Source organism: Lentzea sp. NBC_00516, assembly GCF_036346835.1.
GTDB classification, from domain to species: Bacteria; Actinomycetota; Actinomycetes; order Mycobacteriales; family Pseudonocardiaceae; genus Lentzea; species Lentzea sokolovensis.
The window spans coordinates 5,594,261-5,606,631 of record NZ_CP107840.1 but is presented as its reverse complement, the minus strand read 5'-3'; the positions used below and the strand labels follow the sequence as shown (position 1 = coordinate 5,606,631).

General features: G+C 69.2%; 12 protein-coding genes. 7 read left to right on the top strand and 5 right to left on the bottom strand.

Annotated features, from left to right (window positions below; all coding sequences use genetic code 11):
• Positions 1–184 precede the first annotated feature (184 nt).
• Genes OG205_RS24820 through OG205_RS24810 form a run of 3 tightly spaced genes read right to left on the bottom strand, consistent with a single transcriptional unit; the run spans position 185 to position 3,365 of the window.
• Positions 185–1,495: a LuxR C-terminal-related transcriptional regulator gene (locus OG205_RS24820; RefSeq protein ID WP_330270482.1), complete on the bottom strand. Its 1,311-nt coding sequence runs from the start codon at positions 1,493–1,495 to the stop codon at positions 185–187.
• Between the two features lie 29 nt (positions 1,496–1,524).
• Complete coding sequence (locus tag OG205_RS24815; protein ID WP_330270481.1) at positions 1,525–3,027, bottom strand: AMP-binding protein; 1,503 nt, start codon at positions 3,025–3,027, stop codon at positions 1,525–1,527.
• A 53-nt stretch (positions 3,028–3,080) separates the two neighbouring features.
• Positions 3,081–3,365: a hypothetical protein gene (locus tag OG205_RS24810; protein ID WP_442916875.1), complete on the bottom strand. Its 285-nt coding sequence runs from the start codon at positions 3,363–3,365 to the stop codon at positions 3,081–3,083.
• 92 nt (positions 3,366–3,457) lie between these two features.
• Here OG205_RS24810 and OG205_RS24805 point away from each other — a divergent pair, with 92 nt between their 5' ends.
• Complete coding sequence (locus OG205_RS24805) at positions 3,458–4,645, top strand: NAD(P)/FAD-dependent oxidoreductase (RefSeq protein WP_330270480.1); 1,188 nt, start codon at positions 3,458–3,460, stop codon at positions 4,643–4,645.
• Here the strand turns inward: OG205_RS24805 and OG205_RS24800 are convergent.
• Positions 4,642–5,115: a MarR family winged helix-turn-helix transcriptional regulator gene (locus OG205_RS24800; protein WP_319981823.1), complete on the bottom strand. Its 474-nt coding sequence runs from the start codon at positions 5,113–5,115 to the stop codon at positions 4,642–4,644. The genes OG205_RS24805 and OG205_RS24800 overlap by 4 nt on opposite strands.
• An 82-nt stretch (positions 5,116–5,197) precedes the next feature.
• Here OG205_RS24800 and OG205_RS24795 point away from each other — a divergent pair, with 82 nt between their 5' ends.
• Together OG205_RS24795 and OG205_RS24790 are read left to right on the top strand one after the other, a co-directional pair.
• Positions 5,198–5,779, top strand: a complete 582-nt coding sequence (locus tag OG205_RS24795) for an FMN-dependent NADH-azoreductase (protein WP_319981822.1) — start codon at positions 5,198–5,200, stop codon at positions 5,777–5,779.
• 10 nt (positions 5,780–5,789) lie between these two features.
• Positions 5,790–6,182 carry an NUDIX hydrolase gene (locus OG205_RS24790; RefSeq protein WP_330270479.1) on the top strand — a complete coding sequence of 131 codons (393 nt, stop codon included), beginning with the start codon at positions 5,790–5,792 and terminating at the stop codon, positions 6,180–6,182.
• Here the strand turns inward: OG205_RS24790 and OG205_RS24785 are convergent.
• Complete coding sequence (locus OG205_RS24785) at positions 6,126–7,274, bottom strand: MFS transporter (protein WP_330270478.1); 1,149 nt, start codon at positions 7,272–7,274, stop codon at positions 6,126–6,128. The two genes, OG205_RS24790 and OG205_RS24785, sit on opposite strands and share 57 nt — an antisense overlap.
• Before the next feature lie 149 nt (positions 7,275–7,423).
• On the opposite strand from OG205_RS24785, the gene rox reads away from it, so the two are divergent.
• The 4 genes from rox to secD all read left to right on the top strand — a co-directional run bounded on the left by rox (position 7,424) and on the right by secD (position 12,366).
• Positions 7,424–8,851, top strand: coding sequence for a rifampin monooxygenase (rox, locus tag OG205_RS24780; RefSeq protein WP_330270477.1), 1,428 nt, complete (start codon positions 7,424–7,426; stop codon positions 8,849–8,851).
• A 45-nt stretch (positions 8,852–8,896) separates the two neighbouring features.
• A complete protein-coding gene (locus tag OG205_RS24775; protein WP_330270476.1) occupies positions 8,897–9,847 on the top strand; it encodes a tetratricopeptide repeat protein in 951 nt (316 codons plus the stop codon).
• On the top strand, positions 9,847–10,170 hold the full coding sequence (locus OG205_RS24770) for a hypothetical protein (RefSeq protein WP_330270475.1): 324 nt from the start codon (positions 9,847–9,849) through the stop codon (positions 10,168–10,170). Before OG205_RS24775 ends, OG205_RS24770 begins: the two co-directional genes overlap by 1 nt.
• A 123-nt stretch (positions 10,171–10,293) precedes the next feature.
• Positions 10,294–12,366: a protein translocase subunit SecD gene (secD, locus tag OG205_RS24765; RefSeq protein ID WP_330270474.1), complete on the top strand. Its 2,073-nt coding sequence runs from the start codon at positions 10,294–10,296 to the stop codon at positions 12,364–12,366.
• Positions 12,367–12,371 lie beyond the last annotated feature (5 nt).

Sequence of the window (12,371 nt, the reverse complement as noted above, 5' to 3'; positions counted from 1 at the left end):
TAACTGGACACCTTGTTAACGGAGCATGACACAGACCAGATACCCACCACATCACCCAATTACACCGCGTGAACATGGGTAAAACACCCGGGAACCGGCAGTTACCGGTCGGCATCCAGCGACCGAACGGTCGATGGGCGGTATGCCTGGTCGGAGCAGTTGTCAATCGATTGACAACGTTTGACTAGGTGACGGCCAGGTTCATCCACCAGACGATGGCACCGGCACGGCCGTTGACGTCAAGGGTCGCGTAGATGCGCTGGAGGTGGTTCTGCACGGTCTTGGGGGACAGACCGAGCGACTCCGCGATCATCGCCGTGCTCGCCCCCGCGGCCACGAGCCGCAGCACCTCGATGCCGCGTTTGGTGAGCCCTGCCCTGAGCGCGCGGGCGATCCGGGCGTTCGTGTGTTCGGCGGTACCGGTCTCGTGGAGCTCGCCGGGATGCGGGACACGCATCACGGTGTCCTCCCGCTTGGGCTCGAAACGCCTGTGCGCCAACTGTTCCACGAGTCGTGACGACAGGTCGTGCTCGCGCATCCGCAGCAGATCGCGGCCCTCCTGCAGTTCCCACAACCGGTACTGCTCCAACTGCAGGCGCGCGTGCCGCAACGCCCGTTCCAGATCGCCGGTCCGTTCGTGCGCCTCGCTCAGCTGCTGGTGCGCGTGCACCGCCACTTCCCGTGCCAGACAGCTCATCGCGAGTTCGGCGGCCTGGGTGAGCTGGGCGATCTGCTCGGGGTAGCGCGCCCGCGCACCACTGAGGCGCGCCCGTGCCATCAGCGCCTCGGCCCGCGCCACCGGGCGGTTCCTTCCGGCAAGCAACTGGTCAGCGCGCTGCCAGCTGCGGTGCGCGCGGTCAAGTTCACCCAGATCAATGCGCACGTGTGTCAGCAGGACGTTGACCATCGCCATCCGCACCGGATCGCCGAGCGTCTTCCACCGATCGCGCACCTGAGCGCACAACGCCTCCGCACGACGGATCTTGCGCACGCACGGCTCACCGTCGAGGCTGCAGCGGTTCTCCTCGGTGCGGATCATGCAGTGCTCGTGGTACTGCATGCGCATCACCCGTGCCTGTTCGAACAGCACCGAGCCGATCAGCTCGTTGTCACCGGTGAGCTCCGCGAGACCCAGCGCGCGGGCGAAGGAGTTGAAGCTCCGCTCCCGCGAGTCGAGCCGCAGTTCCACCACGGCACGGGAAAAGCTGCACCGCGCCTGCAGTCCGATGTGGCGGTTCGCCGCCGCGATCTCCTGCACCTTGTCGATCGTGTCGAGCGCGCTGGGCCACAGCCCCCGCTTGCCGAGCGCCACCGACTGCGCCAGCACACCCTCCGCGACGCCCTCGACGTCGTCCAGCCACGCGAACGCGGCCACCGCCTTCTCCGCGTACTCCAACGCCTCGCCCGGCCTGCCCTCGTCCAGGGCGATACGTGCCTCGCGCAGGTTGTGCACGGCGTTGGAACGCGGATCCGCGGTCCTGCCGGGAACCGTCATGGTCGAGCCCCCTCATTCGGAGGCTGACTCTAGTGGTGATCTCGCAGTTGACGTTTCAACACTTTTCCGGCTGCGTTGCGCGGCAACTCGTTGACGAAGAAAACATCCCGGGGAACGGAGTATCGCGCCAGATTCACCTTCACGTGTTCACGTATGTGTTCGGCCGTCAGGGTTTTTGCGCCGACAACGAACGCCGCCAGGCGCTGGCCCCACTCGTCGTCCGGCACGCCGAGCACCGCTACCTCCGTGACGCCGTCGAGCGTCGAGAGCAGATCTTCGACGTCGTGCGGGTAAACGTTCTCGCCACCTGACACGATCATCTCGTCGTCGCGGCCTGCCACGAACAGCAGGCCGTCCTTGAGATAGCCGAGATCGCCGGTCGACATCAGGCCGTCCAGCGATTCCTTGCTGGTGCCGTTGGTGTAGCCGTCGAACAACATCTCGTTGCCCACGAAGATGCGCCCGGTCTCACCCGGCGCCACGGGCTTGCCCTGATCGTCCACAATGGCCAGTCTGGTGCCGAGCGGCGGCTTGCCCGCTGTACCCGGCTCGCGCAGCATCTCCTCCGGTGTCGCGATGCTCGCCCAGCTCACTTCCGTTGAGCCGTAGAGGTTGTAGAGCACCGGGCCGAACTCCTGCAGCGTGCGGGCGGCGACGCGGGGTGGCAGGGCGGAGCCGCTGGAGGCGATGACCCGCAGGTTCGGCCGGTGCGAGTTCTCCAGCATGCGTTGCAGCATCACGGGAACCACGAACATCGCGGTGCACCTGTCGGCGTCCTTCAGCGCCTGTGCCGGGTCGAACCTGCGGCGCAGCACCAGGGTGGCGCCGAGCACGAGCCCGAGCTGGAACGCGGCGAGGCCCCAGGCGTGGAAGAGCGGGGAGGTGATGGAGATGACGTCACCGTGCCTGAGCGGAATCCGCGACAGCAGCGCGGCGGCCGGGGCGAGGCTCGCGGGTTCCGGCCTGCGGGCGCCTTTCGGCGTGCCGGTCGTGCCGGAGGTGAGGATGATCAGGCGGCCACGCGGAGGCCTGCGGGGCAACGAGGTCGTGGGCCCGTTGGCGATCAGCGACTCGAGTTCGTCGGTGAAGAACACGGGAATGTCCGCGGGCAGTGCGTCGGCGAACTCGCGGTCGGCGACGATCCTGCCGATCTTCTGGTCCTGTGCGACCTGGGCCAGTTGTCCTGTGCTCAGGCCGGTGTTGAGCAGTACGGCGTCCGCGCCGATCTTCGTGCACGCGGTCATCGTTTCGATGAAGGCGCGGCCGTTGCGGCACAGCAGCCCGACGCGTTCCTTGGGGCGGAAAGCATGCGCGAGCCGGCTGGTGCGCTCGTTCACCTCCGCGTACGTCAGCACGCCGTCGTCGTCGATGATCGCCGCACGGTCCGGGTGCCGTCCCGCGCCCGTCTGGAAGCCCCACGCCAGCGTGATGTCCCACTGCAGATACCCGCGCACGGTGCCGGAGAGCCCGCGCGGGCCCAACGGCCGGATCACTCCGGCTTTGACCAGGGTCAGCAGCACGCGGGTCACCATGCGACCCACTCTGCCATCTACCTACTAGCGAGTAGGTAACGGTGTGACGGCGGTCACATGTCAGTGTTGGACGCGCTCACGACCGCGTCCCGCAACGCCGCCCGCAGCCGGCCGACCTCCAGTGGTGTCAGCACGGCGGCCTCTCCCGGCGGCACGGTGATCACTATGTGCCCCTGGCTGACGAACACCGTCATGTCCCGTCGGCGCGAAGCGATGTCGCGGCAGCTCACCTGCCACTCCTCTTGGGCTCCCACGGGTTTCTTCCTCCAGCTCACTCGGCGCACCGGCCCGGTGATGCCGGTGCTCGCGTCATAGAGACGCGCGTCACCGTTGGTCATGACGAAGGTTTCGCGTTCTCCGTTCAGCGACCGTGCCGAGCTGCGGATAGCGTCGCACGTGGGACGAGACCAGGTCACCTGAAGGGGTGAAAATGGTGGAACCGCAACGCATCGTGATCGTGGGGACCGGCCTCGCCGGTGCCTCCGCCGCCGGCGCGCTCCGAGACCGCGGCTACGGCGGCAAGATCACCATGTTCGGCACCGAGCACCACCGCCCGTACGAACTTCCCGCGCTGTCCAAGGACGTGCTGCTCGGCAAGGCGACCGAACCCGCGTGGGTGCACGAGCCGAGCTTCTACTCCGACAACGAGATCGACCTCCAGCTCGGCGTGTCCGTGCTGGAGCTGCGGCCCGGCGATCACACGATCGTGGACTCGGATGGGGCAGTGCGCACCTACGACCGGTTGCTGCTCGCGACCGGATCGCGTCCGCGCGTTCTGCCTGGCGCGCAAGGACATGTGCTGCGCACCCTGGACGACTCGCTGGCGCTGAAGTCCGCGCTGCGCGAAGGCAGACACGTCGTGATCGTCGGCGCGGGCTGGATCGGGTGCGAGGTGGCGTCCGCGGCCCGCGCGCACGGCTGCCGCGTCACGGTGGTCGACCCGCTGGCCGAACCGCTGGTGCGCGTGCTGGGTGCCGAGATGGGCGCGATGTTCCGCGGCCTGCACACCGAGCACGGCGTGGAGTTCAAGCTGGGCACGGGTGTCGCGAGCTTCTCGCCGGCGGGTGTGCGCCTGGACGACGGCACCGAGCTGCACCCGGACGTGACGGTGCTGGCCGTGGGGGCCTCGCCCCGTCTTGAACTGGCCGAGGCCGCCGGCCTGGAACTGGCCGAGGGCGGCGTCGCGGTGGACGCGCTGCTGCGCACGTCCGCGCCCGACGTCTTCGCGGCCGGCGACATCACCGCGCAGGACCACCCGCGCTACGGTCACCGGGTCCGCGTCGAGCACTGGGCGAACGCGAAGGACCAGGGCACGCACGTGGCCGGGCCGCTGATCGGGCTGGACGAGCCGTACCTGAAGTCGCCGTACTTCTTCACCGACCAGTACGACCTGGGCATGGAGTACCGCGGCCTCGCCGGCCCCGACGACGAACTGGTCGTGCGCGGTGACGTGGCTTCGCGGGAGTTCATCGCGTTCTGGCTGCGTGACGGACGGCTGCGGGCCGCCATGAACGTCAACGTCTGGGACCACGGCACGGCGTTGAAGGCGCTGGTGGACGCGCAGGCGACGGTGACGCCGGAGCAGTTGCGGGACGCGGACCTGGGTGCGCTTGTTTAGATGCAGGAGCCGTGCATCGGGCCCTCGCCGCGCGAGAGGTCCTGCAGGGCCTTGCGAATGAGCGCCATCTCTTCGGCGGTGAAGCGGGAGTGGAAGGCGCGTTCGACCTCGGCGAGCGCGTCACCCGCCTCTTTCTGCAGCTCCCGGCCCTTGTCGGTGATCATCGGCGTGCGCACGCGCCGGTCGTTGGGGTCAGGGACGCGCATGACCAGACCGATCCGCTCCAGCTTGTCGAGCTCGCTGGTGAGCGTGGTCTTGTCGAGCCCGAGCATCGCGCCGAGCTTCAGCTGGGTGCGCTGGGCTTCCTCGTTGGCGAGCGCGCCCAGCACCAGCTGACCGCGCAACGAGATCCCGAACTTGGCGATCTCGTCGGCGTACGCGGCGCCGACGCGCTGGGTGGCGCGGTGCAGCAGCCAGTTCAAATCCCACTTCTCCAAGCAGGCTTCGACGAGTTCGGGCTGCTCCTCCATGTGTCCCATCCTACATCCCGGCGGAGATGTTCTCGGCTCGGAACATCTTGACTCGGAAGTTCTTCACTCGTATGTTCCGAGTATGACCAATCTGCTTCACATCGACACGAGCATTCGGTACGAGGGCTCCGTGACCCGGGAGATCTCCAACGCGTTCGCGGAGAGCTGGCGTGCCGCGAACCCCGGCTCCGGCTACACCTACCGCGACCTGCACGCGTCGCCGATCCCGCACAAGGACGGCACGGACCAGGGCATCGCCGCCGGCCTGATCGCCGAGGTCGACGCCGCCGACGTGCTCCTGATCGGCGCACCGATGTACAACTTCTCGATCCCGTCGACGCTGAAGGCCTGGATCGACCAGGTCGCGACCTCCGAGCACTTCGCCCGTGAGGACGGCACGTTCGCGTGGGGCGGCAAGCGCGTTGTCGTCGTGACGGCTCGTGGCGGTTCGTACAAGCCGGGCACGCCGCGCGAGGGCTTCGACTTCCAGGAGCCGTACCTGCGCGCCGTGCTGTCGATGGTCGGCCTCGACCAGAACCTGGAGTTCGTGCACGCCGAGCTGACCCTGGCGGACGTGGTGCCGCAGATGCACCAGTTCCGCGAGCTCGCGGTGGAGTCGCTGGCCGACGCCCACCGCGTGGTCAAGGAACTCGCCAGCGCCTAACCTCGGTCGCGTGATCGACAAGGTGGCTTGGATCTACTTGAAGGACGGCCGCGTGCTCGGCACCCGGTCGGCGGGCAAGGACACGTACTACCTGCCCGGCGGCAAGCGAGAGCCGGGCGAGTCCGACGTCGAGACGCTCGTGCGCGAGATCCGCGAGGAGCTGTCCGTCGAGATCGACGCGGCGTCGGCGAAGCACCTGGGGACGTTCGAAGCGCAGGCGCACGGCCACACGTCGGGGGTGACCGTGCGCATGACCTGCTACACCGCGTCGTTCGAGGGGGAACCGGTGGCGTCGGCCGAGATCGAGGAACTCGCCTGGCTCACCACCGCCGACGCGGACCGGATCTCACCGGTCGACCGGATCATCTTCGCTCACCTGCGGGACACCGGGGTGCTGTCCTGACGTTCGCGGACCGCGGCCGCGAACTCCTGTCCACAGCGCCGTTCCCGCGGTGAGTGCCGTGATGACCAGGTAGATCACCTCGAAGCTCACGTTCGCCACGAGAGTCGCACCGGCGGCCAGCCCGAGCGGCACGGCGCCGAACACGATGCTCATCGCGGTGGCGCTGACCCGGCCGAGCACGGCGGGCGGCGTGCGTTGCTGGACCAGCGTCGCCACCGCGATCACGGTCCAGGCGAGACCCACGCCGTTCACGAACCCCGACACCAGCACCGCGGGCAACCACGCCGACATGCGTGCCGCCGCGGCGACGGCCATCAGCACCAACCCCGCCGTGACGTTCGCGCGCCGGCCCAGCAGGCCCGCGAGCACCGATCCCGCGCCCTGAGCGGCGGCGAGGACGCCCAGGAACTCAGGTCCGTACTGCAGACCGTGCTCCACCAGCGGAAACGCCGCCGCGGTGTTCAGTGAGGAGGCGAACAACGCCACCGCCGTCCCGATGATCGGCCACCGGAGCGCTTTGAGATGCGGCAGGCTCGCGAACTCGCGCGGAGCCGGCGGCGGTTCGTCGACCTTGATCATCGCCGTCGCGCCGGCCGCGAGCAGGAACGACAGCGCGTCGATCGCCACCACCGGCCACGCCCCGTGCGCCGCGAACAGTGCCGCGCCCGCCAACGGCGCGATGAGCTTCATGCCCTCCTGCAACGACATGCGCAGCCCGTTGACCCTGGCCAGCCGGTCGGGCGGGAGCATCGCCACCAGCAACGCCGGTTCCGCCGCGCTGACGAGCACGGCCTTCGTGCCGTAGAGCAGCAGCACCACGAAGATCACCCAGAGCTCGTCGGTGAAGAACAGCACGGCCAGCGCGGGCACGACCGCCAGGTCAGTCCAGATCAGCAACGGTCTGCGGCGGTAGGAGTCGGCGAACCGGCCGATCCACGGTGACAGCACGCCCGGCGCGTAAACGCACAGCAGGGCGAGGGTCGCGAGGGCGTCGCTGCCGGTCAGCGACTTCACCCAGATCCCGGCGACCAGCATCATCGCGCTCGTCCCGAAGAACGACAGCACGAGGCCGGCGAAGTACCAGCGCACCACGTCGTGACCCCCGGAAACGACGAAAGAGGAGAGCGCGGCTCTCCTCCCACTTCAACATATAGCGCATGGGGGGCCTTGCCACAAGACCCTGGGTGTGCTTCATCATTTCCCGGCCAACGTCATCTACCTGGGGAAATGGGGAAGACTCCATGATCGACGTCATCATCGCCGGCGGTGGACCGACCGGCATGATGCTGGCTGGCGAACTGCGTCTGCACGGCGTGAGCGTGCTGGTGCTCGAACGGGATCCGGAGCCGACGAAGGTCGTCCGGGCGCTCGGCCTGCACGCGCGCAGCATCGAGATCCTGGACCAGCGCGGCATCGCCGACCGGTTCCTGACGGCCGGCACGACGCACCCGCTGGCCGGGTTCTTCGCGGGCATCGACAAGCCCGCACCGGAACGGCTGAACACGAAGTACCCGGTCGTCCTCGGTCTGCCGCAGCCGGACATCGAGCGCCTGCTCGCCGAGCACGCCGTCGAGACCGGTGCCGAGGTCCGGCGCGGCAGCACGGTGACCGCGTTCGCACAGGACGACGAGGGCGTGACCGTCGAACTGGCAGACGGCACGTCATTGCGGGCGCGGTACCTGGTCGGTTGCGACGGCGGCCGCAGCACCGTGCGGAAGCTGGCAGGCATCGACTTCCCCGGCGAGCCGTCGCGGGTGGAGACGCTGCTGGGCGAGATGGAGATCGGCGTCCCGTGGGAGGAGGCGATGCCGTTGATGCTGGAGGTCCGCAAGACCCAGAAGCGGTTCGGTGTCGGCCCGATCGGCGGCACCGCGACGTACCGGGTCGTCGTGCCCGCGGAGGGGGTGAACGAGGACCGCGCGGTCCTGCCGACTCTGGACGACTTCAAGGAGCAGCTCGTCAAGGTCGCCGGGACCGACTTCGGCGTGCACTCGCCGCGCTGGCTGTCCCGCTTCGGCGACGCCACCCGGCAGGCCGAGCGCTACCGGGCCGGTCGCGTGTTCCTCGCGGGCGACGCGGCGCACATCCACCCGCCGACCGGTGGCCAGGGGCTCAACCTCGGCGTGCAGGACGCGTTCAACCTGGGCTGGAAACTCGCGGCGGCCGTGCACGGCCGGGCTTCCGACGGGTTGCTCGACACCTACGAGGCCGAACGGCACCCGGTCGCGGACGAGGTGCTGAACAACACCCGTGCGCAGATCGAACTGATGAAGGTCGAGCCGGGGCCGCAGTCGGTGCGGCGGCTGTTCACCGAGCTCGTGCAGTTCGAGGAGGTCAACCGCTACCTGATCGAGAAGATCATCGCGGTCTCCGTCCGGTACGACCTCGGCTCGGAGAACGACCTGGTCGGCAGGCGGATCGGGGACCTCTCGCTCAAGCGCGGCGGCCTCTACGACCAGATGCACGCCGGTCGCGGCATCCTGCTCGACCAGGCGGGGACGCTGTCGGTCGGCGGCTGGGCAGACCGGGTCGACCACGTCGTGGACGTCAGCGAGGACCTCGACGCGCCCGCCGTGCTGGTGCGGCCGGACGGGCACGTGGCGTGGGCCGGCGAGGACCAGGAGGCGCTCGAAGTGGAGCTCGCGCGCTGGTTCGGGACGGCCGGCTGAGGTCACCCGTTCGAGGGCCGGAGGCGCTTTGCCACACTGTGCGGCGTGTCCGAGCCGATGACAGCCGTGCTGCTGCGCGCAGCCGAGCTCACCGCCTCGGGGAAGCCGCGGCAGGCGATCGACCTGTTGCGGCCCCTCGTGGCGGCGAACCCTCGGCACGCCGAGGCGTGGTGCCGGCTCGCCGCCGCCCACCTCGACCTGGGTGAGGCGGACCAGGCACTCGACTCGGCGAAGCGTGCGATGGTGCTCGACGGCGAGCCCGCCTGGCCGCAGCGGCTCGCGGCCCTGGCACTGAGCGATCTCGGCCGGCATGTCGAGGCGGCGGTCGCGGCGCGGGAGTCCGTGCGGCGCAAGCCCGGCGACTGGCGTTGCTACGTCGTGCTCGCCGAGGTCCTCGCCGACAACCCGGACGGCGCCGTCGAGGCGTTCGACACGGCCCTGCACGCCTCCCAGCTCGCACCGACCGAGGCGCGGGCGTTCCAGGTGCTCGGCGACGCGGCGCTGCGCATGCGCGACTGGGGCACCGCCGAGCACGCGTACCGGTCGGCGATCAAGCTCGACCCGTCCGACGCGGACTCCAAGGCGAACCTCGCGACCGTGCAACGGCGGCGTTCGACCCGGCCCACCCAGCTGCAGTTGAACAAGGTGCAGGTGTGGCGCGCGCTGCGCATGCTCTCGTTGTTGCTGGTCGGCGGCGGTTTACTCGCGCTGATCGCCGGCATGCCCCGGCCGACGCCCTACCTGGGGTTCTTCACCGGCGCGCTGGTGCTGTGCTGCCTGGTCGTGGCGTTGCGGCTGCGTCCGTACAAGCTGCTGTTCAGTCTGCGCAAGCTCGCCGTGACGGTGTCCCTGCTCGCCGCTTCGGCCCTGATCCTGGTCGGCTGGACCGTCGCGTTGTTCTTCGGCGCCACCACGATGCAGCCACTTGTGCTTTCCTGGTTGTGCGCTGTCGTAGGGGGAGCGCTCGTCTACGTCGGTGGAGGCAGGAAGCGGTGATGCGTCGCAACGCGGTCGCGCTCGCGTTTCTGCTGTTCCTCGGACAGCTGTTCATCGTCGCCGCGCCCGCCGAGCCCGTCACCGCCGGTTCCGTCATCCGGCACGGCCACGACTTCGCGAACCTGCCCGTCACCACGCCCAAACCGCACAACCTCCAGGCAGCCCAGGTCCCGCAGGCCCAGGTGCCGTCCGACGTGCCGCCCGTCGCGAAACCCGCGCTGCCGATGCGGTTCGTCGTTGCCTTCGCCCGGCGCGTGCACCGCACCCCCGACGGCATCCGCTGGACGCCGCAGCGGGATCGTTCACCGCCTTCCGGTCGCTGAATCTCCTTTTCCAGCAACCCTCTTCGGAAGGCTCACTCACCCATGTCGCGCGACAACGCGCGCCGGGGTCTTCTCGTGCGCGGTCTCATAGCGCTCGGGGTCCTCGTCGCATCCGCTTTTCTTTTGCTCACAACAGATCCCCGCCTCGGCCTCGACCTGCGCGGTGGAACCCAGATCGTCCTCGAAGCCAAGGGCGACTCCGACGCCGCCGACCGCTCGCTGGAGGTTCTGCGCCGTCGAGTCGACGCTCTGGGCGTCGCCGAACCGGTGATCGCCCGTTCCGGCGAGAACCGCATCGTCGTCGAACTGCCCGGCGTCCAGGACCCCGCCGAGGCGGTGAAGGTCCTCGGCCAGACCGCGCAGCTCACCGTGCAGCGCAACGGCCAGACCGTCATGACCGGCGAGGGCATCTCCGACGCGCAGTCCACGCGCAACTCGCAGGGCGCGGGATTCGTGGTCAACATCCAGTTCCAGGGCGAAGGCGCGAAGACCTGGCAGAAGGTCACCGGTGAGGCGGCCTGCGAGCCGTCCGGCACTCCCGGCAGGCAGATCGCGTTCGTGCTGGACGGCAAGCCGATCTCGTCACCGGAGGTCAGCCTCGACACGCCCTGCGGTGCTGGTCAGGCAGGTGGCGCGACCACGGTCACCGGCCGTTTCTCCCAGCCGGAGGCCAAGGAACTGGCCCTGGTCATCCGTTCCGGCGCGCTGCCGGTGCCGGTCGAGGTCATCGAACAGCGCACCGTCGGCGCGACGCTGGGCGCCGAGGCCATCGAGGCCAGCGCCAAGGCCGCGGTCATCGGCATCGCGCTGACCTCGTTGTTCCTGATGTTCGCCTACCGCCTGGCCGGTTTCCTGGCCGTGGTCGCCCTGGTCGGCTACGCGGGCGTCGCCTACGCCGGGCTGCTGGCGGTGGGGGCGACGCTGACGTTGCCGGGTCTGGCCGGCTTCGTGCTGGCGATCGGCATGGCGGTCGACGCGAACGTCCTGATCTTCGAACGAGCTCGTGAGGAGTACGCCCGAAAACCCAATCTCCGCCGCGCCTCCGAGAACGGCTTCCGCGGCGCGTTGAGCGCGATCGCGGACTCGAACGTGACGACGTTGCTGGCAGCCGGTCTGCTGTTCTGGCTGGCCACCGGCCCGGTCCGGGGCTTCGGTGTGACGCTGACCATCGGTGTGCTGGCGTCGATGTTCAGCGCCCTGGTGCTGTCGCGCGTCCTGGTGGTCTGGGCGCTCGGCACCCGTTTCGTCGGCCGGCATCCTCGGCTGAGCGGCCTGCACACGTTGGGCTGGGTCCGCCAGCGTCTGTCCGTCGTGCTGTACCGGCGTCCGTCGTTGTGGCTGATCAGCGCCGGTGCCGTGGTGCTCGTGGCCTTCGCCGGTCTCTTCGCGCGCGGCCTGAACCTGGGCGTCGAGTTCACCGGCGGCCGCATGCTCGACTTCACCGCGGGCGGTGTTGTGGACTCAGGCCGTGTGCGCACCGCTCTGGGTGACGCGGGCTTCTCCGACGTGGTCGTCTCGTCGTCGGGCAACGAGGTCTCGCTGCGCACCGGCCCGATCGACGACGCGACCTCGTCCCGCCTCGGCGAGGTCGTCTCCTCGGCCGTCGACGGTGGCGCCCGCCAGTCGAGCAACGAGCTGATCGGCCCGTCGCTGTCGTCCGAACTGCGCCGCAACGCCGTGATCGGCCTCGCCATCGCGGTGGCGGCCCAACTCGGCTACCTGGCCATCCGATTCGACTGGCGTCTCGGCGTGGCCACCGTCGCCGCACTGCTCAGCGACGTGCTGGTGCTGGTCGGCATCTTCGCGTGGATGGGCAAGACCGCGGACGGCGTGTTCCTGGCGGCCCTGCTGACCGTGATCGGCTACTCGGTCAACGACTCGGTCGTGGTCTTCGACCGCCTGCGCGAACTGCGCGGGTCCCGCCTGAAGGCCTCGTACCCGGACGTCGTCTCCGACGCGGTGGTCCAAACCGTGCCACGAACCGTGAACACCGGCATCGGAGTGCTCTTCGTCCTCGCGGCGTTGCTGGTGCTGGGCGACGGCTCACTGGCCAACTTCGCCACCGCGCTCCTGATCGGCCTGGTGGCGGGCACGGCGTCCACAGTGGTCACCGCGGCGCCCGTCGCCATCTGGCTGGAGTCGCGCTGGCCGCGTCGAGCAGTTTCGAAGAAGCGCCCGGCGGCAGCACGGGCCTAACGTTC

Coding starts and splice junctions, on each gene's coding strand:
- OG205_RS24820 (WP_330270482.1), bottom strand. CDS start 1,495: ATGACGGTTCCCGGCAGGACCGCGGATCCGCGTTCCAACGCCGTGCAC.
- OG205_RS24815 (WP_330270481.1), bottom strand. CDS start 3,027: ATGGTGACCCGCGTGCTGCTGACCCTGGTCAAAGCCGGAGTGATCCGG.
- OG205_RS24810 (WP_442916875.1), bottom strand. CDS start 3,365: ATGACCAACGGTGACGCGCGTCTCTATGACGCGAGCACCGGCATCACC.
- OG205_RS24805 (WP_330270480.1), top strand. CDS start 3,458: ATGGTGGAACCGCAACGCATCGTGATCGTGGGGACCGGCCTCGCCGGT.
- OG205_RS24800 (WP_319981823.1), bottom strand. CDS start 5,115: ATGGAGGAGCAGCCCGAACTCGTCGAAGCCTGCTTGGAGAAGTGGGAT.
- OG205_RS24795 (WP_319981822.1), top strand. CDS start 5,198: ATGACCAATCTGCTTCACATCGACACGAGCATTCGGTACGAGGGCTCC.
- rox (WP_330270477.1), top strand. CDS start 7,424: ATGATCGACGTCATCATCGCCGGCGGTGGACCGACCGGCATGATGCTG.
- OG205_RS24770 (WP_330270475.1), top strand. CDS start 9,847: ATGCGTCGCAACGCGGTCGCGCTCGCGTTTCTGCTGTTCCTCGGACAG.